Here is a 23,311-nt window from a genome sequence, read left to right on the forward strand (position 1 = left end):
GAAAATCGCTTAATTAATAAAAATTTAATCCAATTTTTTTTATATAGAGACTACACAATTTCTTCCCGTAACGGTCTTTTATATAAACCGGAATTACTTAAATCTATGTATACTATGTTTTGATATTCCCGCTTTTTATTTTTTGAATTAATCTTATTAAAACCTTATGATGAAAAAAAAATTAAGACTATTTACATTGCTGCTATTTAGCTGGTGTACTATGGTTCAGGCACAAAATGTAACGCTTAACCTGAATAACGTGACGGTTAAAGATGCCCTCGAAGCTGTAAAAAAACAAACCGGAAATTCTTTTTTCTTTAATGTAAATGATGTAGATATGACTAAACGTATCACTATTAACGTTAAAGACGAATCTCTTAAAAAAGTATTGGGTCTCATTTTAGAAGGACAACCATTGAATTATGAAATAAAAGATAATCATATTGTCCTTTCAAAATTACAAGAGCAAACTCAAGAAGAAAAAGAACTTCTCATAAATGGAAGAGTAACCGATGCTGCAGGAGAATTATTGATCGGGGTTAATATAGCAATAGACGGTATCGGGAAAAGTATTACCGATATGGATGGTAACTATTCCATTAAAGTGCCTAAAGGAAGTACACTTACCTTTACTTATATCGGTTACAAACCTTTCTCTGTAAAAGTGAAAGAGAAAACTACCATTAACGTAAGAATGGAAGAAAACAGCAATGCGCTCGACGAAGTAGTGGTTATCGGTTACGGTACACAAAAGAAAGTAAATTTGACCGGAGCGATTGGTTATATCGACTCGAAAGCGATAGAAAATCGGCCGGTAGCAACACTCGGGCAAGCAATACAAGGTACGATTCCCAATTTAAATATTACATTTGGTTCTGGAAAGCCGGGAGAAGCCACCAATATGAACATTCGCGGGTTCGCTTCCATTAACGAAGAGTCGAAACCTTTGATTCTGATAGACGGTATCGAAGGAAATATAGATAACTTGAACCCGCGTGACGTAGAATCCATTTCAGTATTAAAAGACGCATCTTCTGCTATATACGGTGCCAGAGCTCCTTTCGGCGTAGTATTAGTTACTACCAAGAAAGGGAAAAGCGGGAAAATGCAAATAAATTATAATGGACGATTCAGTTTTTCTACTGAAACGACAAATACCGATTTTATTACCACAGGTTATGACGCTGCTCGATTAGCAGATGGCTTTATGACTTCGTACAACGGAAATCCTTATACACGCTATACCGAAGACGACTATAAAGAACTGGAAGCAAGACGGTTTGACAAAACAGAGAATCCAGCTCGCCCTTGGACCGTAATACAAAATCGTACAGGGGAAGATACCTATATGTATTATGCCAACTTCGACTGGTATAATTATCTGATCGATTCCAGCAGACCTACCTGGGATAACAACATTAGTATATCTGGTGGTACCGATAAGGTTAATTATATGGTTAGTGGGAACTTCAATACACAAACCGGTATATATGCCCAAAATGCAGACAAGTATAAAACAGGGAATCTCAGGGCTCGTTTAAATGCAGAGGTAAAATCATGGTTAACTCTTAATTTCTCTACCAGCTTCTTCTCCTCCAAGTATTCGGCTCCGGGATTGGGACATGGGAATAACCTGCCCAATTACACATTTCATGCTCTACCGTTCCTGATGCCGTATAATCCCGACGGAACTCATGTATTCAGTAATCCGGTAATTTCGCAGCAACCGACCGACGGTGTACATATAATGACTGCCGACGGAAATTCAAAATCGGTAGATGACAAAAAGCAAATGATCTATTCGGTTGGTGCGACTTTCAACTTGTTTAAAGGACTCTCTTTTATAACTAATTATAGCTTTAAATTAAATACGGTCGACTATATGGAGCGTACCGCTAAATCGCAATTTTCTCAACATCCGGGGATATTGGAAGATGCCGGTGGTTCACTATTCAAAAATAAGTTAAGACAGTTAAATGAAAGAACCTATTATCACAGTATCGATGCTTATTTCAATTACGGTCGGTCATTTGGAGGTCATAACCTGAATGCTGTACTCGGATTCAACTACGAGCAAAGCGCATATAAAAAAAACTACGCTACTAAACTAAATATTCAATCGAACAATCTAAACGATTTTAATTTGGGCGATATAGGAAAGGATGTTACGTTAGAAGGCGGACAAAACGAATGGGCTTTATTAGGCTATTTCGGTCGTTTAGGTTACGACTGGCAGGGTAAGTACCTGGCCGATGTTATTGTTCGATGGGACGCATCTTCCCGTTTCCCAAGAGACCAACGAGCCGGGATTTTCCCCTCTTTAACAGCTGGGTGGCGAATCAGTGAAGAAAAGTTCTTCGAACCGGCTCGAAATGTCGTATCTAATTTAAAAATAAGAGGTTCAATCGGTGCATTAGGTAATCAGGCGGTAAAAGATTGTTACCTCTACTTACAAACCATCAATATGGTTCAGTTCGATAATTATCTTATCGATGGCGAAAAACTTACCTATGCACAGGTATCCCCTCCTCCTACCGCCGGCAATCTTACTTGGGAAACAATTATACACAAAAATTTGGGTATCGATGTAGGATTGTTTAACAACCGATTGACCTACAGTGCCGATCTTTTTATTCGGGATACCAAAGATATGCTTGTACCCGGTAAAGTATTGCCCGGAGTTTACGGAGCAAAATCACCCCGTGAAAATGCAGCCGACTTGCGTACCAAGGGATTTGAAATGACATTGGGATGGAACGATAGTTTCACTCTTTTTGACAAACCCTTCAGCTATAATCTGTCTTTGAGTTTGGCTGACAGCCGCTCGTTTATCACTAAATATGACAATCCACTGAAAGAATTCAGTAAATCGAGTTACTATGTGGGTATGGAAATCGGTGAAATATGGGGCTATCACGTTTCGGGCCTCTTCGAAACCGATGAGCAGGCAAAGGCCTATCAGGAAGCAGTAGACCATAGTTACGTTTGTAAAAATATCCTTGAAACCGCTATCGGAGAGAACAAAGGCTTAAAAGCCGGTGACATGATTTTTGAAGACCTCGACGGCAGCGGAAGGATAGATGACGGAAAGAAAACCGCCGATGACCGCGGAGATATGCGTATTATCGGTAACTCGAGACCCCGTTATACTTATAGTGGGAATGTAGGTTTTTCGTGGGCAGGTATCGACTGTTCGGCTTTCTTCCAGGGAATAGGACGCCAAAACCGTTATCCGGGCGGTAACGCTATGCTTTTCTGGGGTGGATATGCCCGTCCTTACGCTTCATTTACTCCGATAGACTTACCTGGTAAAATTTGGACAGAAGATAATCCCGATGCCTACTTCCCGAGAATGCGCGGTTATGCAGCTCAAGGCGACCGATCTTTGGCTAAGGTAAACGATCGTTATTTACAAAATCTGGCTTATTGCCGTCTTAAAAACGTGACCATCGGTTATACTTTACCGCATTTGTGGACCGCTAAAGTGGGTATAGATCGCGTGAGATTTTATTTTAGCGGAGATAACTTGCTTACATGGACGAAACTCAAAACCGACTATGTAGACCCCGAACAATTTTCTGCAGATGCAGATGCCCGCGTATACCCTTATGCCAAAACTTTCTCCTTTGGTTTAGATCTGACATTTTAAATAACTTTTAATAGATAAGATGATGAAAAAAATTAATATATTATTTTATATATGCTATTCTTTCCTGTTATCGGTTGCAATCGGATGCGCAGATATGCTCGACCGGTTTCCACTCGATGCTTTAGCTCCCGAAACTTATTACAACAATGAACAGGAATTAATGAGCGCCACGAATAATTTTTATGGAATGTTCCCTGAAGCTTCTCAAGGCTATGGTGAAAGTGAAGATGTCGTGTGCGTATTTACTCTCCCCGAAGCGGTTATAGGCTCACGTACCATTCCTACTTCCGGTGGCGGCTGGAGTTGGGACTACCTGCGTAATATCAATTTTTATTTAGAACATTCACACCGTTGTCCCGATCCTGCCGTTCGGGAACAGTATGACGGAATCGCTCGATTTTTCAGAGCTTATTTCTATTTTGAAAAAGTAAAACGTTTTGGAGATGTACCCTGGTATGATAAAGCGTTGCCTTCGAATGACGCAGATCTGACTAAACCGCGAGACTCCAGAATATATGTTATTAATAAAATGCTCGAAGACATCGATTATGCCATTAAGTATTGTCCCGATAAAACAGAATTGTATAGAGTGACTAAATGGACGGCGATGGCTTTGAAATCGAGAATCTGCCTATTTGAAGGTACTTACCGCAAATATCACGGTATTCCAGGCTACGAAGAACTTTTAGACCAATGTATCGATGTGTCTGGGGAATTTATCACTTCCAGCCCGTACTCTATATATAACAAGGGCGATAAACCGTACCGTGATTTATTTTCTTCGATGGATGCCATTGCGCAAGAAGTGATCTTGGCAAGAGATTATGATAAAGGAAAAGCCGTGGTGCACGAAGCCAATTATAATACTATGGCATCTACTTACGGACGCCCCGGAATGAATAAGAAAGTAGTTAACAGCTATTTGATGACCGACGGTAGCCGATTTACCGATAAAGCCGATTACGAAACCATGGAGTATTATGATGAAATGCAGAATCGTGATCCGCGTTTGACCCAAACCGTTGTAGGCCCCGGTTACATGCGCATTAACAGCACCACCGTAGAGTCGCCTAATTTTAACTCCTCCACTACAGGTTATCAGATTATAAAATGGGTGACCGATAAAAATGGAGACGGATACATGGGTTCATCAAACGATTATATTTTATTTAGAGCAGCAGAAGTGTATCTCAATTTTGCCGAAGCAAAAGCCGAAAGAGGTACGCTGATTCAAGAAGATCTCAATATCTCGATTAAAAAAATACGCGACCGCATAGGAATGCCCAATATCGATATGGCAGCTGCCAATGCTAATCCCGATCCTTATCTCAGTAATGTACAAACAGGATATGCGAATGTCACCGGACCCAATAAAGGGGTAATTCTCGAAATACGGCGTGAACGTACGATCGAACTTATTCTCGAAGGCTTCCGCTATTATGACGTAATGAGGTGGAAAGAAGGGAAAATCTTCGAACAACCTTATTTGGGAATGTATTTCCCCGAATTAAAACAGGGATCGGGAGATAACCGGTTCGATGTCTTCGATATGAACGACGGGACTTTATTGGATAAAGATAAAGTGGATATTTGCATATATACCGGAAAGAAACCTTCGGGGGCGGCTGTAAAAAACATACGTAAATTTTATAAACTGGGTAACGAATTCCGCTTGACAAACGGATTTGAAGGGAATATCATCGTACACGATGTTAAAGACGAACCCCGTAAATGGAGAGAAGACAGAGATTATCTGTACCCTATTCCGACTCAGGAAAGAGTATTGAGCAACGGAAAAATTACTCAAAACCCGAATTGGGATGATGGCCTTAGCTTTTAAAAAAAAAGGGGGGCTGATGACGGCCTCCCTTATAAAATAATTATAAACTATTGTTTAACACTTAATTCTTCGATTTATGAAAAGTATTACTTCAATTGGAAAAAGGGTATTCACTTTAGTAGTGTTTGCCTGGTGTGCTATCACTGTATTTGCACAGGATCAAATTTTTAATTTCAACACAGAAGAAGTTGCCGATTACGCCGCTTTCTTTAAACAACCTTCGGCTATCGAAGGAAAATGTAATGCAGAGGTAATGGGTATCGATATTCATCGGGAGGGATTTTCTTGGGATGATATGAATACCTGGAAAAACGCCGAAGGGCAAATCTGGCGTTCTTATACGCCTTCTTATGCGGAAACCGTATTCGGACTTTGTGTAAAAATGGATGCTCCCTTTAACGGAAAAACGAGCACTTTAACCTGGACAAATACCGAAGGAGATAATAAATGGTACCCGGCTTTACCTGCCGTACAAAACCTGAAAGGTAATTTTGTGTTGAGAGATTGTAAAGCAACAGTCGTGCATATATCTAATACACAATTAGATACCGTAAAAATAGCCATGACAAACGAAGAGAATGATTGTTATTTACATATCAGACGTAACCCTTATGTAAAACAAATCGACCTAAGCGGTTCTACCGGTAAATGCCGACAACTCGAAGGATATAAAAATATCTTATCGGACGAAACCTCTTTCATTTGTAATGATTGCCGTAAAACGGAATTTCTGGATTGGTTGCTAAATCTGGAAGACAATTGTTACACTTACTCCACATTACCGATGCATCCTGCCACAGGCGAAGTATTAAAAAGCGGTTATAAGTCTCAATGGAAAACGGCAGGAGGTTATCCTGTAGGAATAAAAAATGAAAGTGGAGAATATGAAATCGAGGTAGATGAAGATATCGATTTGTCTTCTGAATATGATATTCTGGGGCAGCTGACTACATTTACCTGGAAAAATGAGGGGGGAGATGTTATTACCCCTACATCGGAAGATTTAACCGGCTGGTTTAGTTTCGGAGACGAATGTGTAGGTAATTCTTATCGTTGCGAGATGCAAAATGCCGCCTACCCCCAACTTGCCCTGAATACAGTTTGGGTTAGAGTCGTGAAGAATTCTGGAATAAATACGGTTCAGGAAAAATCGGTAACGGTAGGTCCCAATCCTGTTGAAGATGTAATTTATGTATCGTCTCCCGACGTTCGACGTGTTGATATTTATTCTACTGCCGGTGCAAGAGTAAAGAGTATGCAAGGGGTACAAAAGGTGAATGTGGCAGATCTTGCCTCGGGTTTGTACTTTGTAAAAGTAATTACAGCTACTGATGAAATAGTGCTAAAAATTATTAAAAAATAAATTAAAAATTAATTTCAGCAACTGGCAGGAAGAATTTCTCTTTCTGCCGGTTGTGGTAAAATCAGAGAGTAATATGAAAAAATATATATTCTTTTGTACTCTTTTGTGTATGTGTCTGGAATTATCAGCGCAAACCTATCCCAAAGATAATAACGCAATCAGGCTTCTTACCTATAATACCCATTATTGTAAAGGAGGAACCGATCCCGGTACTATTAGTGATAGCAATACACGGTTACTGGCCTCGGTGATTAAAACATTAAATGCAGACATCGTATCCTTGCAGGAACTCGATAGTGCGGCAAATAGTCGTGGGAAACGATACTTGTTAGGCCAAATAGCCCAAGCAACCGGTTTAGATTATACTCCTGTTTTCGGAGCGGCAGCCAACTGGGACGGTGGCCGTTTAGGTTGCGGTAGTCTGATAAAGAAATCTTTCCCGATAAGTAAAATTAAAATGATCGATTTACCCGGGAATGAACCTCGTATAGCAGTAAGAACCGATCTTGAAAAATTTGTTTTTATCAGCACTCATTGTGACTTAGATGATACCAGACGCATACAAGAAGCCAATATCATTAATAATGAAGTGGATTATATACGTAAGCCGGTATTTTTGGCAGGGGATTTAAATGATTCTCACCGTTGGGGTAATGGAGGTATAGCTTTTCCCATTTTGATGGAAAAATTTGTAATAGCCAGCGATACGAAAGGCAATACCGTATGGAATGGTTCGCATGGTAATGAGGGCGACGATCAGGGATTAATCGATTATATCCTTTTTCACGATTACGGAAATTCAGGGATACAGATCGTACAAACACACATTGTACGTACCCTTGAAATAAATGGAGCAACGGTAGATCTGAAAAATGTTTCGGATCATTATCCGGTTTTTGTCGATATATATGTACCCGGTTATTCCGGTATCACAAACATACCGAATGAAGAAAATATTATTATCTACTTTAATCCTGTGGATGCTACCCTTTACACGAAAAGCGAAAATAATGAGGTAAAACGTATAGAAGTTTATACAATATCCGGTGAAAAAGTGATAGAAATGAATGATGAAAACGCCTCTATCGTGAACATGTCGAACCAGCCGAAGGGAGTATACATCGTTAAAGCTTCGACTTTAGATAAAAGTTTAATACGGAAAATAGTAAAAAATTAATTTTTTGTTTTCGAAACTGTTATATTTTAAGCCAATGAGAATTATGTCACAAAAACTGTGGGGAATCACAATAGCATCATTATTATTTTTTCCTATAAATGCTCAGAATTACAATAAGGAGAATGAGGTAATACGCTTACTTAGTTATAATACTCATTATTGTAAAGGAGCTACCGATCCTGGTGAATTAACAAAAGAAAATATCAAGAATCTGGCCGATGTAATCAGGGCCTTAGATGCGGATGTTATCGCTTTACAAGAATTGGATAGCGCTGCCATAGGCAGAGGATCCCGCTATCTTTTAAAAGAAATCGCCGATGCAAGCGGTAGCGGTTATGTCCCCTATTATGGCAATGCGGCTCCGTTCGATAAGGGCAGTATTGGATGCGGAGTATTAGTTAAAAAGAATTTGCCGGTAAAAAATGTACAGTACATTCATTTACCGGGCGATGAAACCAGAGTCGCAATAGTTGTCGATTTAGAAAAGTTCATTTTTATCGGTACACATTCCGATCTGAATGATGAAAAACGCTGCGAAGGAGCACAAACCGTATCTGATCGGATTAAAAAGAAGGATAAACCGGTATTTCTTGCCGGTGATTTAAATGATTCTCACCGTTGGCCTCATGGAGGCATATCATTCCCGGTGTGGTCGAAAAACTTTACTATTATCAGCGATACTGTCGGAAATTCCATACCGGGAAGAATCGATTCCGGGGCTTTGATTGATTATATTCTATTAATGAAAAACAAAAAATCTTCTACGGTTAAAATTGTTCAAACACATATTTTGCGCCATCTTACTGTAGATGGTAAAATTGTCGATACAGCAACCTTATCCGATCATTATCCTGTTTTTGTCGATGTAAAACTATAAATTTTCATTCTTTTCTTATACTGTATTGTCGCGTACCCCGGTAAAAATTATAAAAACCGGTAAAGACAACCTCTGAAAATCATGAAAATTGAATTAACAAATTAAATTCTAATGCGAAAAGTACTTTTATCCCTGCTTATATTTACTACCGTATACGGATGTTCATCCTCTGTTGAATCTGATAATCCCTGTTATGAGTTAGCAAAACGGTTATTACCGGATAATGCAGCTTCTTTTTTTATCTTCGAGAAGGTTCCTTCCGAGTCCGATTTTTTCGAATTGGAGCAAACAGAAGACAACAAGATTGTCATAAGAGGAAATAACGGTATATCTATAGCTCGTGGATTAAATCACTATTTGAGAAATTATTGTCATAAATCGGTATCTTGGTGCGGGAATAATTTATCGGAATTACCGGTTCCTCTGCCTCCGGTGAGAGAAAAAATAAAAATTTCGGCTTCTTTCCCCTATCGCTACTATTTAAATTATTGTACCTACAGTTATTCGATGGCTTTTTGGGACTGGAAACAATGGGAGAAAGAAATCGATAGAATGGCTCTTCAAGGTATCAACATGCCATTAGTCGCCGTTTACGGCCAATATGCGGTATGGCAGAATACTTTGCGAAGGCTGAACTTTAATGAAGATGAAATACGTAAGTTTTTACCGGGAGCCGGTTATGAAGCCTGGTGGCTTATGGGTAATCTGGAAGGTTTCGGTGGACCGGTCACACCGGAATTTATAGCACGGCAAACAGATCTGCAACACAAAATGCTGAAACGGATGCGGGAGTTGGGAATGAAACCTGTATTTCAGGGATTTTACGGTATGGTACCCAATGCCCTGAAAGAAAAATATCCCGATGCCCGTATTAAATCGCAAGGAAAGTGGTGTACTTTTCAACGTCCGGCCTTCCTGGATCCTACCGATCCGCTTTTCGAAAAGATTGCCGCAATTTACTATGACGAACAAAAAAAATTATTCGGTGAAGCGCAGTTTTTTGGCGGCGATCCTTTTCATGAGGGCGGAACCTCAGAAGGAATCGATGTGAAACTCGCCGCGCAAAAAATTTTACAATCAATGCGTAAAGTAAACCCGCAAGCCATATGGGTGCTTCAGGGGTGGCAGCGTAATCCTGCAAAAGAGCTGATAGAAGGGCTTAAACCCGGCGAAGTTATTATTCTCGATTTGATGGCCTGCGAACGTCCGCAATGGGGAGGAATAAAAACTTCCTTCTTTTATAAACCGGAAGGACACCTGAACCATCAATGGATATGGTGCGCCTTACCCAACTTCGGAGGGAAAACAGGGTTACATGGAATAATGAGCAGTTATGCCTCGGGGCCTGTCTTCGCCAAACATCATCCCATGGGGAAAAATTTGTGCGGCATCGGCACGGCTCCCGAAGGAATCGGTACCCTTCCCGTTGTATATGATATGGTGTATGACATGGCTTGGCGCACCGATAGTATACACATTCCCGAATGGATCGACAACTATACTTATTATCGCTATGGAACAGAAGATAATAATTGTAAAAAAGCCTGGAAATTATTATCCGAATCAATTTACGAATGCCATAACCAAATCGGGGGACCTGTTGAGTCTTATATCTGTGCCCGTCCAGCAGATACGATTAAGCATGCTTCGGCTTGGGGAACTACCGAGCTCTTTTATGATCCCATGAAGATTGTAAAAGCTTGGGAACTACTTTATCAGTCACGAAAAAGATTCGATCATTCTGATACTTATGAATATGATCTGACGGATGTCACTCGACAGGTATTGTCCGATTATGCCAAATATTTACATAAAGAAATGACACAGGCTTTCCAGAAAAAAGATAAAAAACGATTTATGGTGTATAGCGGGAAATTTCTGGATATTATAAAAGACGTAGACCGATTACTTACCACTCGTAAAGAATTTATGTTAGGCACTTGGTTGGCTGACGCGGAAAAAGCGGGATGCTCTCCCGAAGAAAAAAGACGATTTGTCACCAATGCCAAGAGGCAGATTACGACCTGGACAGATACGGATACAGATTTACACGACTATGCGAACAAAGAATGGAGCGGATTGCTGACCGATTTCTATCTTCCTCGTTGGGAAGCTTATGTGACCTATAAAACCGGCCTGTTATACGGGGGAAAAATGCCGTATCCCGATTATTCCAAAATGGAACAGGAATGGGTGCTTGCCAATTCGACCTACCTTACCCGTGAAAATCCGGAAGGAACTATTGCAGTCGTTGAGGATCTTTATAAACGTTACCATACAGAAATAGAACAAAATTACCAGAAAAATTGAAAGCGAACATATTCATGATAAAAGAAAGTATATCCCGATTGTTGTTATGCGGTTGCCTATTCCTGACGGGAATATCTGTATTCGCCCAAGAACCGCCATACAAACAGTCACAGTTGCCGATACAAGAAAGAGTCGACGACCTTTTAAAGCGAATGACCTTAGAGGAAAAAATCGCGCAAATCAGACATATTCATTCCTGGAATATATTCGATGGTCAAACATTGGATATAGAAAAGTTGAAATCATTTTCAAAAGGATGGGGATGGGGGTTTGTAGAAGGCTTTCCGCTTACGGGTGCAAATTGCCGTAAAAATATGCAAGCGATACAGAAATTTATGGTAGAGGAAACCCGGCTCGGAATACCGATATTCACAGTGGCGGAATCGTTACATGGCTCTGTACATGAAGGTTCTGTCATTTATCCGCAGAACGTGGCTCTTGGCAGTACCTTCAATCCCGAACTGGCCTATCGCAAGGCTGCCATGATAACAAAAGATTTGCATGCGCAGGGAATGCATCAGGTATTGGCCCCTTGTATCGATGTAGTACGCGATTTACGGTGGGGTCGCGTTGAAGAATCTTATGGAGAAGATCCTTTTCTTTGCGGTTTATTCGGAATAGCAGAAGTTGAAGGTTATTTGGATAATGGTATCTCGCCGATGCTGAAACATTACGGCCCGCACGGTAACCCGCTCAGCGGATTAAATCTGGCTTCGGTAGAATGCGGACTTCGCGATTTACACGAAGTATACCTTAAACCTTTCGAAATGGTGATTAAAAACACCCCGGTTCTTGCGGTTATGTCTACTTACAATTCATGGAATCGTATCCCGAATTCCGCTTCTGAATATTTACTGACCGAAGTACTTCGTAATCAGTTTGGGTTTAAAGGATATGTATACTCCGATTGGGGGGCAATAGAAATGTTGAAAACATTCCATCATACAGCACGTAATGGTGAGGAAGCGGCTCTTCAGGCCTTTTCCGCGGGACTCGATGTAGAAGCATCCAGTAACTGCTATCCTCTGCTGGCAAATCTTATTAAAAAAGGAAAACTGGATGAAGATATTCTGAACGAATCGGTTCGACGGGTATTGTATGTAAAGTTTAAAATGGGGCTTTTCGAAGACCCTTATGGAGAGCAGTATATCCAAAGTAAAATGCATCCGAAAGAAGGGATATTACTTTCTAAAAAAATAGCAGACGAGTCGGTCGTATTGTTGAAAAATGAGAACAACATACTACCTCTCGACGCTGAAAAACTTAAATCTATAGCGGTAATAGGCCCCAATGCCGATCAGGTACAATTCGGTGATTATACATGGAGTCGTAACAACAAAGATGGCGTTACCCCTTTAGCCGGTATCAGGCAGCTTTTGGAAGATAAAGTATCTATACATTATGAAAAAGGGTGTGATCTGGTATCATTGAATACCGGTGGAATAAAAAATGCAGTCGAAGCAGCTCGTAAAAGCGATGTAGCTATCATTTTTTGTGGTAGTGCGAGTGCGGCTTTGGCACGTGATTATAAAAGTTCTACTTGCGGAGAGGGATTCGATTTAAATGATTTGAGTCTTACTGGGGTACAGCACCGGTTAATAAAAGAGGTTTACGCAACCGGAACGCCTGTTGTGTTGGTTCTGGTTACCGGAAAACCATTCGTCATCTCTTGGGAAAAGGATCATATACCGGCTATTCTGACACAATGGTACGCCGGAGAACAAGCCGGAAATTCTATTGCCGATATTCTTTTCGGAAAAGTATCTCCATCGGGCAGACTCACTTTTTCCTTTCCCCGGAGTACCGGCCATTTACCGGTTTATTACAATTATCTTCCTTCCGACAAAGGATTTTATAAAAATCCGGGAAGTTATGAATCTCCGGGTAGAGATTACGTTTTTTCCAGTCCCGATCCCCTATTTGCATTCGGTCATGGACTTACTTATACATCCTTTGTTTACAATTCTTTAGTTACAGATAAAGAGCATTATAATCTTTCAGATACTATATATATTAAAGCCGGTATTAAAAACATAGGGAAAAGACAAGGCCGGGAAGTAGTTCAATTATATGTACGTGATAAAGTAAGCACGGTTGTTACCCCCGTAAAACAACTTCGAGATTTTAAAAAAGTAACGGTCATGCCGGGAAATACTCAAACTGTCGGGCTAAAAGTTGCAGTAAAAGATTTGTATATCGTAGATAATGAAAACAAAAGAGTAGTCGAACCCGGTGAATTCGAATTACAAATAGGAGCCGCCTCCGACAATATTCTTCAAAGAAAAACAATAGCGGTCGGCGATTTTGAATATACAGCATCCGAAGCAACTGCGAATACGGTTAAAAGTAGTAAAAATATAATCATTCGCGGAGAAATACGAGACGTACAGGCAACCCTGATCGATAACGTGAGGATATATGCGAATAGCTCAGGCAAATTGTTAGGTAAGAGCGATGAAAAAGGGAGATATAAAGTTGAAGCGGGGAACCATGAAATTCTGACTTTTAAGAAAAAAGGCTATCAGAATATAGAAGTACCGGTCGATAATCTGGAGGTAATCAATGTACGCGTTAATTATGGAGAAAATTAAATAGATTGTAGTTATTATTAAAACTTGAAATGTATGCGAATTAAATCTTTTTATCTGATACTTTTTGTCTTTATTATGTTGTTCTCCTGCGAGAGTAAAAAGGCAATAAAATCTTACAATGAGGGCCTTCATATCCTGCCCGAACCGAAAATGATAAAACAGCAGGCCGGAGAATTTGTACTGAATTCGAAGACGGTTTTTGTTACAAACAACGATACCTTAAAAAAGGTCACCGAATATTTCGCAGAGAAAATACGTCATTCAACCGGACATCGGCTCGACCTGGTGAAAGAGGCAAAGGATAATTGCATCCGGGTCAAGTTAGATACAACTCTACGTATGAACGACGAAGGATATAATTTGGTCGTTACTCCCCATAAAATATCTATCGAGTCTAAATCTGTTCAGGGCGTTTTTTATGCACTGCAAACTATTATGCAACTTTTACCTGCGGAAATCGAAAGCGAAAATATCGTGAAAGATATTAAATGGATTCTTCCATGTGTATTTATTCAAGATGAACCCGCCTATCCTTATCGGGGAATGATGCTCGATGTCTGCCGTCATTTTCATGATGTCGATTTCATAAAAAAGCAGTTGGATATAATGGCAATGTATAAGTTAAACCGTTTTCATTGGCATCTTACCGATGACCATTTATGGACGATCGAAATAAAAAAATATCCCGAACTGACTGAAATCGGTTCGGTTCGTTACAACGCCGACGGCTCTATACACAAAGGCTATTATACACAGGAACAGATAAAAGATGTCGTGGCCTATGCAGCCGAGCGATTCATCACCGTTATTCCGGAAGTAGAACTACCGGGACATGCATTGGCCGCTCTCACGGCATATCCCGAGTTATCTTGCACCGGAGGTCCTTTTCAACTTAGGAATAAATGGGGGGTAGAAGAAAATGTGTACTGTGCAGGGAACGATCAGACCTTTAAATTTCTTAAAGATGTTTTAGAGGAGGTAATTCCTTTATTCCCGGGAAAATTTTTTCATATTGGAGGTGATGAATGTCCGAAAGTAAAATGGAATGCTTGTGAAAAATGTCAGAAACGCATACGGGATGAAAAATTAAAAGACGCACACGACTTACAAAGCTATTTCATACATCGCATCGAAAAAATTCTTCTTAAACAGGGTAAGAGCATGATCGGATGGGATGAAATTCTCGAGGGCGGTTTAGCTCCCACTGCAACAGTAATGTCTTGGCGTGGTGAGGAAGGAGGAATTAAAGCTGCTTCTATGGGACACGATGTGATTATGACTCCCGCCGAATGGTTATATCTCGATTTCGGACAGGGCAACATCGAAGTAGAACCTATTACCATCAATTTTAAAACATTGTTGAGTAAAACATATCATTATAATCCCGCATCGGAGAAAATTCCGGCCGATTTACGTCATCACGTATTGGGAGCACAGGGTAATATGTGGACCGAATACGCCACGACTCCTATTCATACTGAATATATGCTCTATCCCCGATTATTAGCCATTGCCGAATTGACATGGTCTCCATTGGAGAAAAAGGATTTTAAATCTTTCGAACGCCGGTTAAACAATCAACTGGTACGATTAGACGAGCATCGGATCGATTATCATATACCGCTGCCGGAGGGTCCTATGGCCGACCATGTTGCGATTGTCGAAACCGATACGTTGAGTTTCTCTAATAGTCGTCATCTGCCTATGGTTTATACCTTGGACGGAAGTGAACCTACCCCCCACTCTAAAATGTACAACAAACCGATAATCGTCAGTGATGATCAAACGGTATGTATCGCTACGCTTTTACCTTCAGGTAAAATGAGTAGAACCCGTATAATCGATGTGGTAAAAGAAAATTTACGTCCGGCATATAAAGGAGAGACAAAACTTGGAATGCGATTGGCGCATGCCTCCGGTGACTTCTACTATGTGAAAGACACTGAAAATGTCCGGTGGGAATCTCCTGAGATTGTAAAAGATTTTAATTTAAAACCAGCTCTGGAAGATAAAGGAGCCTTTTGTTATACCGGATATTTCGAAGTACCCCGTGATGGCGTTTATTATTTATCGACCGAAATGGATGAACTGCAGATAGACGGGAAAGTCGTTTTAAGTAATGACGGTAAATTAATACGTCATTCTCATAACCGTACTTCTTTGGCTTTAGAAAAAGGTAAACATAAATTCCGCTTATTGTTTATTAATAATAATATCGGCGGATTTCCACGGGTATGGAACAATAAAGGATTTATTATCGGACAAAAAGGGGAAGAGCTGAAACAACCGGTTTCGCTTTTTCATTAAGGTTAGTAAAAAAAGTGGCGCGTTTCCCGATAATAATCTTTTATAGTTTTAAATGATGAGACAGAATTCAGATAATTAAATATCTGAATTCTGTTTTGTTTATCGTATATTGAGAATAAAAAATAACGGTTTACAGTATTGCATATTTAAAACAGCATCATTCTTGTTTTATGATATCTATTGCTTCTTTCCTCTTATTCCTACTATAAAATACTGTTTTAAAGGCACATATAACATTTTCAAAGTTTAGAATTTTTACCTCTAATGAAACAATTCAGTTAATCTGAATATACAATAAATAACACGTTTTTCGTAATAAAAATAAAATCATTTTAGAGTATGTAAAAGAACGTAAACCACTGAATATGTCTGAAATATTCCGTTTCATGGATATAATGAGCAATGAGACGCTGCGCATCACATTTAAATTAAATAGATTCTATCATACTCCCGATAAAGTACGGGATTTATGTATGATATGAATAATATCTCTGTGAAAACGTCTTTTCAATAATCTGTTTTTTCGGAGATATTTTTATTCTGGTATGTTTTACAATAAGATATTATTACCACTCGATAAATTTGCCGCGAATCCGTCGTTTTTCGAGTTCTTGTTTCAAATAAAGTTGACGGTCTCTGGCAATGTACCGACGGGCAAAAATATTAGGAATGGCAACACCCAAAGAAATGCAAAGAATAATTAAAGCCGATGTAATGCCATTATTAAAAGCGATAGTTACCTCCCCTACTACTCCGTGCAAGTTTATAAATGCCAGTAAAGAACGGTACATAAGTACCCCGGGAATCATCGGGATAACAGACGGTATTGTGAGTACATGATTGGGGACATGAAACCAGTGTACCGCTTTTACGGCAATAAGACTTACTATAAAACTACCCATAAAAGAACCGATTATGGGGCCGAATCCCAATTCGAAGTTTACAAAATTACGGGTACACACAGCAATTATACCTCCCAAAGCAACTACCCAGAGCAAGCGTCGCTGTACGTTAAATATCATAGAAAAACCCACGGCGGCAATTGCAGCTGCAACCGCATACACATAATAAGGGTCATGCGGAACCATGCTCAATTCGCTGAATTTATGGTCGATTGCAACATCGCTCATTCCCAAAACCCGCATAACAAAGGCGATGCCAAACGTTAACGCACCCACAATCATTGCCGTATTAGCGGCCCGGGTAATTCCCATCAGCAAATGGTTATCTATCATATCATCCACAAAATTTATCAAGGGTACACCCGGGACGATAAACAGAGCGCATGCCAGTAATGGATGATAGGGAGTAGACGATAATCCGGTATAAGAAGAAGCATATGCTAAACAGGTAGATACGAATGCCGCTATCGCGATACTCATATATACGTTAATACCGAATTTGATGCAATTTGCCCGTACCTGAAACCCGGCGAATGCACAAACAGAAGCAAACAGGAATGCAATCCAGTCGCATCCGAACAGTTTACAGAACCCTCCGCAGGCAAAACCCGCTCCTATAGCGACTAAATTATGCGCGTAATTACGGGGTTGCGAGGCTATTTTCCCTAATTCTTCTTCGTATTTATCGATAGAATAATCTTGTTCGATCGCTCGCCATGAAAGTTTGCTTATCTGAGAGATCGTAGTCATATTGATACCATGTTTCTCACAAGTCTGGAATTTTGAAAAAGAATGCCTTTCATCACTAACATTCACCATAATCATGGTCCAACGAATATCAATATGCAGTTTTTCCTCAGGAATTCCCATAAAAGCGGCGACACGTTTCATATTCCGTTCGATTCGATTTGTGTCAGCGGCGCTTTCCATAAGTAACTTACCCGTACGAAGTAAAAGATCTAATTTCCTGCGCAACAAGAGTACTTCCTGATCATTCATCGTGTTCTCTCTCATTTTTCACCTTTCATTTAAACATTACATCCACGCCTAAATCCTTGTTTTCAGCCATTTATATTCTATCGTCTTCATTTTCACGATTATTTAAATTCGCAAGAAGCCGATTCGGGCGCAAATATAGAGATAAATTTTCAGTAAAAAATGTTTTTAATAAGCTTCTATATGCTTCACAAAGTATATTTTTTTATTATTAGAAATTAAATCGTTATAAGTTTTTTTATCTCGGATACCACATAAAAAAGATTCCGGTTTGTCGTAAGGTATCCTGCCGGTCCGGTCATATAAATCGATATATCGGGGATTGGAAACAATATAAACCTCCTTGGATTAGAATGGTTTTCGATTACTATTACCGGGAACTTTTTCGGTTATCTACTTTAAAAAGACTTTTTCCCGATTGCAACGGTATAATTTCTCCGATACAGGAAATAATCAAAGACAAGGAATCTTGCGCTGCCGCACGTTTTTCATTTTCCAACGGTTCGTCCCAGCGATGTTTCGATAATGCATATTTCGAATGGTGCACCGTTATTATTTGGCCGGCATTCAATTCTTTGGCGGCGCGCCCCAGATAATAAGGCATCATATGTATGTATTTCCAATTCTCACTATATTGTCCGTTCTCCAGAATCGCCAAATCTATATTACCGTATTGTTCTCCTATTTCTTTATAATGAGTATCGTACCCGCTATCACCGCCTATATATACATTTATCGAAGGAGACTCGATCAGAAAGGAAGCCCAGAGTGTTTGGTTCGAAATCAGCCCCCTACCCGAAAAATGGCGTGCAGGCAAACAATATACCGTAAAACCGGGTACTAACGATGCGCTTTCCCGCCAATCGAGTTCTATGATTTTACGATTATCGAAACCCCAGTATTCGAAATGTTCCCCCACGCCTAATGGACAAATGACTTTCCCGATACGATCTTTTAACCGTTTTACCGTATGGTAGTCCAAATGGTCCCAATGGTCGTGCGTAATCACAAGATAATCGATTACGGGCATATCTTCGGGATCGTATATATCGGTTCCATGAAAGGGTTTATTAAAAAACGAAACCGGAGAAGCCATACAAAATACCGGATCTACAAGAAAACGTTTTCCCGACAATTGAAGCAAATAAGAAGAGTGACCGAACCATACCATTACATCCTGAACGGCCGGTAAATGTTTCAGATCTGTTTTTACGGCAGAAACCATGTTCCCGGGATAAACTCCCTCGGGTTTATCGAGCAGAAACTCCGACAAGCTTCTAAAACGGCTTTTCCCCGATGTCATTAACGGCGTATCATGATAATTACGAAATTCGCCGTTCCTGTATTGGGGAGATTGTATGATGCGCTCTTTCCGTTCTCCCCGGGGAAGTCGCCCGAAACTCGGTTGATGAATAAAAATAACTCCTGCCGCTATCAGAAGTATCAAAATTACGGAGACAATGCTTATAGCCATTTTCATTTTTTTCTTTTTGTTATTTATTTTCTGCCGTCATAAACAGAGTGCGGTATACTCTTCTCAAAAATGTTCAATCATAAAAAATAATTTTCTACCTGAAACAAAATTATAAAAAGCCCTTGTTTTTCTTGCATACCGATTACAGATTCTTTTACCTCTATCTCTGAATTTATTTTTAACGTAACCGGATAAATAGAGAAGAAAAAATTTACGCAGATAAATTATTTAACACTCTTTTACTATTCAATATTAGTATCCTTTCGAGATTAAATGTATTATAAATATATATACTAAATACACATTTTGTATGCAATGCAATATATTATGAAAACAAATATTTATCTAATTTACTATGAATAAAACACATAATACCATGTATCAATCCTTTATTTTACCCCGAATAAAATTAATGAATGAATAAATCGGACAGATAAATTATAAAAATTATCTCAGGATTATTATTAATAAATAATTATTAAAACTGAAAACCGCTATACATGGGCTATTCAGTAATTATTCACTTAAAATTAAATCAACATGAAAAAATTTACTTCTGTAGGCATCGCCGCTTTGGTTTGCCTGCTTTGGGTAGCGCCTCTTTCGGCGCAGGATACGGATCCTACGCCACCGCCCTCGGCATCGACCGAAATTTTCGACTATTCTCTTCTCAAAGACAAGGTTATTCTGAATCTTTTTAAGGATGCCCTCGATCAGGGACGAATGTATCCTACACCGGCCGAATTCGAAGCTGCAGGATTTAACTACCTAGATATCGAGTTCGTTCGTTCGCATACCCGCCTGCGACCGGCCATGATTGAAAAAAACAAGCAGCTCAATCCCGAATTGTACGAAAAAAGGCAGTTATTTATGAATATCCCTATGGGAGTGGGGAAAATATTGGGCGGATATCCCAGCAGCGAATTCAGAAACGACGTATTCTCTATGTGGAACTATACTAAATTGTTCGGGTCGTGGAACCACAGTCTCTTCCAGGCGCCCGGCGTTTGGATTGATGCCGCCCATAAGAATGGTACCGACATTATGAGCGGTATCAAATTCTTCGAAAGCTGGACTCCGGGGAGCGGTGCCGGTGAATACGCAGACTTGATTACCACAAAAAATGAGGACGGTTCCTTTACTTATGCCGAACCGCTGATCAATTGCCTCATGTTTTTCGGATCCGACGGCATTAACTATAACTGGGAAGACAACAGTTACGATAATGAAGATGTTGTAGCTTTCCATAAAACCTTGTATAAACTCGCCGCCGAAAAAGGTTTCGATAATTTCCATATCGCGATTTATACTTCCAGTGCGATTCTGAACGCCCGCAATGTGGAAGCCCTGTTCGGCACCACCGAAACCGGAAAAACAACCGACCTGATGCTCAATTATGCCGGCGGCGACTTTTCTTATAATATGGGCTCTTCGGTACAAACGGCGGAAAGCAACATGGGAACCGCAGACGGTCTTTATGCAGGCGTTTGGATCGTTACTATGGATCGTAGCTGGAGCCGCCTGAATGCAGACGAAGATTCGAAACGGTGCGGTATATGCCTCTGGGGTGAACACGACCAAAGCCGCTTTATGAGTTACAACATGGGGAATGACGCCATGGAATTCCAGTCGAATTACCAGAAACTGCTCGAAAGAACCTTCTCGGGCGGTAACCGTAACCCCCAAAACCTTCCTCCGATCAACGATGAAGGCAATAACTGGACGAAAGAGGGTGATAAAGAACCGCTATCGACGTTCTGCGGACTGGCGACCTTCGTACCCGAACGTACTGCCATTCAGGGCGATCTTCCGTTCACGACCTACTTTAATTTAGGAAACGGGGAAAGGTATAATTATAAAGGTAAAAAAACTTTCGGTAGCTGGTACAATATGGGGAACCAAGATATCGTACCCACCTACCGATGGCTCGTTTATAATGCCGATACCAAAAACGTTTCTTCCGATATTCAACCCGAATTTACCAACGAAGATGCTTACATGGGCGGGGCGGCTCTGCGCCTTTTCGGGAATGCCGTTTCGGCAGGTACCGACGTCGTTCTTTACCGGGCCAAACTCCATGTCGCTCATGGGGAACCCAAGGTGAAGATCGCCGTTAAGCAAGGGACTCCCGTGCAGGGAACTCAAGCTTCGGGACTCTCGGTTATCCTCAAAAAACTCGATAACGACCAGTGGTACGAAATTCCCGTTGGAGATACCCAAGGACCGGAATGGCAGGAAAAAGAACTGCCCATGACAGGGTTCGGTACCGGAGACGTAATCGAATACATCGGCCTGCGCGTAAAAGGAAGCAGCCCAGTTTACAATATGCTGGTAGGTAAACTCGAACTCAGCGATAACCGCATCGCGGCTCCCGCTCCCATCAAAACGGGAAGTTTGGTAGCCGAAGTGAAAGAAGAAACCACCCGGTCGCTTTCACTGAAACTGAATTGGGCCGTCGATGGTACCGGACTAAACGCAGCCCGCGCCGACTATGGACTTATCTATAACGACGAAGCCAATATCGACCACTTCGAAATTATGTACAAAAACGGCGCCGACGGTAAAATCTCTGAAATAGCCCGTTCCTCTTCCTGGACCGGATTTACCGGTAATATAAAATTCGAAGGCCACGATGACGAGCCTTATATCGGCGTACGTGCCGCTTCGATAGATATGAAAACATACTCGCCCGTAGAATGGTTGAAAATAGAACGCTCCGATTCGCCCAATCTGCCGGTATACAAAGATTTACTCTATTGCGAATCGTACATGCCTTCTACTTCCGCTGGTGCGGATGTCGCCCGAGAAAGACGCTTCCTTACTTTATTCAAGACTGAAGGCGCCGACCAAAATATAAACTATTCCACCCAAACGCAACCGCAACCCGACGGCTCGCAATATTATGACGCCACCGATAATGTGATGAAAGTGAGCCAGGGACAAACCATTACGCTCACATTCAGGGCATACGATACGACTCCTCTCGATAAACAAAACGGCTTGCGGTCTTGTTTCGGCAAAGCTTATATGGATTTCGATCAGAGTCATTCGTTTGAGCCGAACGGAGACGAAATGCTGTTCAATCTGGGAACTTTCGAAGCACAAACCCCGGCTTTTGAGACACAAGATAATACCATTACCTATACGATTCCTGCCGATGCAGCTGTAGGACCGAGCCGTTTGCGCATCGTATTCTCCGACGCATGGATGCCTCATCCCGGCCCGTGCGGTGAAACCGTTAAGGGTTTCTCGATCGACTTCGGCGTGGAAATCACAGGTAATAATCCGTCGAGACCGGTAGCCCCCGACTTCCATGACCAAGGCGAAGCCGACGAACCCGACCGCGTAAGAGACGATAACCCCAATAATCCTCCTCAAAGTATCGAAACGGCGCAGGCATATGCCGGTTTCTCTACCTGCTACCCCAGCCCGGCCGACAACGTTATCTTCTTTAACGACGTGGAGAAAGCTTGGGTATATACCCTGAACGGACAATTAGTGAAGTTCGCTACCGGCAATCCCCAAAGTCTCGATGTTTCGGATCTTTCTTCCGGTATGTACATTGTAAAAATGCAATACAATAACGTCATCAGAAGCCAGAAACTATACAAAAAATAAGTGATGAATAATAAGTATGGATTTGACATTTTCAGAGTTTGTCATTCCTGGGTCACACTACTATCTTTTGTAAGTATGTAGTAAAACTCTTCCTCGAATACCATTCGGGAAGCAACGAAAACGCCCTCGAAAGTCACGCTTTCGGGGGCGTTTTATTTTCTAACCGGTTACCTTGCGCACCGGCAATTATTACCTGTAATATAAAAA

The 23,311-nt window shown here is 40.8% G+C and carries 11 protein-coding genes; 9 read left to right on the top strand and 2 right to left on the bottom strand.

Annotated features, from left to right (window positions below; all coding sequences use genetic code 11):
* Positions 1 to 166: 166 nt before the first annotated feature.
* From NMU02_RS11795 to NMU02_RS11830, 8 genes are all read left to right on the top strand, one after another.
* Complete coding sequence (locus NMU02_RS11795) at positions 167 to 3,649, top strand: TonB-dependent receptor (RefSeq protein WP_255028130.1); 3,483 nt, start codon at positions 167 to 169, stop codon at positions 3,647 to 3,649.
* A 22-nt stretch (positions 3,650 to 3,671) separates the two neighbouring features.
* Positions 3,672 to 5,489: a RagB/SusD family nutrient uptake outer membrane protein gene (locus tag NMU02_RS11800; protein ID WP_255028191.1), complete on the top strand. Its 1,818-nt coding sequence runs from the start codon at positions 3,672 to 3,674 to the stop codon at positions 5,487 to 5,489.
* A 76-nt stretch (positions 5,490 to 5,565) separates the two neighbouring features.
* Positions 5,566 to 6,852 (top strand): T9SS type A sorting domain-containing protein, encoded by a 1,287-nt coding sequence (locus NMU02_RS11805; protein ID WP_255028131.1) that lies wholly within the window; start codon positions 5,566 to 5,568, stop codon positions 6,850 to 6,852.
* Between the two features lie 73 nt (positions 6,853 to 6,925).
* Positions 6,926 to 8,029 (top strand): endonuclease/exonuclease/phosphatase family protein, encoded by a 1,104-nt coding sequence (locus NMU02_RS11810; protein WP_255028132.1) that lies wholly within the window; start codon positions 6,926 to 6,928, stop codon positions 8,027 to 8,029.
* Positions 8,030 to 8,072: 43 nt separating this feature from the next.
* Positions 8,073 to 8,906 carry an endonuclease/exonuclease/phosphatase family protein gene (locus tag NMU02_RS11815; protein WP_255028134.1) on the top strand — a complete coding sequence of 278 codons (834 nt, stop codon included), beginning with the start codon at positions 8,073 to 8,075 and terminating at the stop codon, positions 8,904 to 8,906.
* A gap of 111 nt (positions 8,907 to 9,017) precedes the next feature.
* A complete protein-coding gene (locus NMU02_RS11820) occupies positions 9,018 to 11,216 on the top strand; it encodes an alpha-N-acetylglucosaminidase (RefSeq protein WP_255028135.1) in 2,199 nt (732 codons plus the stop codon).
* A gap of 14 nt (positions 11,217 to 11,230) precedes the next feature.
* Positions 11,231 to 13,807 carry a glycoside hydrolase family 3 C-terminal domain-containing protein gene (locus tag NMU02_RS11825; protein ID WP_255028136.1) on the top strand — a complete coding sequence of 859 codons (2,577 nt, stop codon included), beginning with the start codon at positions 11,231 to 11,233 and terminating at the stop codon, positions 13,805 to 13,807.
* A 33-nt stretch (positions 13,808 to 13,840) separates the two neighbouring features.
* Positions 13,841 to 16,114, top strand: coding sequence for a family 20 glycosylhydrolase (locus NMU02_RS11830; protein WP_255028137.1), 2,274 nt, complete (start codon positions 13,841 to 13,843; stop codon positions 16,112 to 16,114).
* A gap of 566 nt (positions 16,115 to 16,680) precedes the next feature.
* Here NMU02_RS11830 and NMU02_RS11840 read toward each other — a convergent pair.
* Both NMU02_RS11840 and NMU02_RS11845 read right to left on the bottom strand, forming a co-directional pair.
* Positions 16,681 to 18,030: a threonine/serine exporter family protein gene (locus NMU02_RS11840; RefSeq protein WP_255028138.1), complete on the bottom strand. Its 1,350-nt coding sequence runs from the start codon at positions 18,028 to 18,030 to the stop codon at positions 16,681 to 16,683.
* A 352-nt stretch (positions 18,031 to 18,382) separates the two neighbouring features.
* Positions 18,383 to 19,492: an MBL fold metallo-hydrolase gene (locus NMU02_RS11845; protein ID WP_354003119.1), complete on the bottom strand. Its 1,110-nt coding sequence runs from the start codon at positions 19,490 to 19,492 to the stop codon at positions 18,383 to 18,385.
* A 534-nt stretch (positions 19,493 to 20,026) separates the two neighbouring features.
* On the opposite strand from NMU02_RS11845, the gene NMU02_RS11850 reads away from it, so the two are divergent.
* The gene (locus NMU02_RS11850; RefSeq protein WP_255028140.1) at positions 20,027 to 23,104 is read left to right on the top strand and encodes an endo-beta-N-acetylglucosaminidase; all 3,078 of its coding nucleotides are present in this window, start codon (positions 20,027 to 20,029) and stop codon (positions 23,102 to 23,104) included.
* The last annotated feature ends 207 nt before the right edge of the window (positions 23,105 to 23,311 follow it).

Source organism: Coprobacter tertius (assembly GCF_024330105.1).
Lineage (GTDB): Bacteria > Bacteroidota > Bacteroidia > Bacteroidales > Coprobacteraceae > Coprobacter > Coprobacter tertius.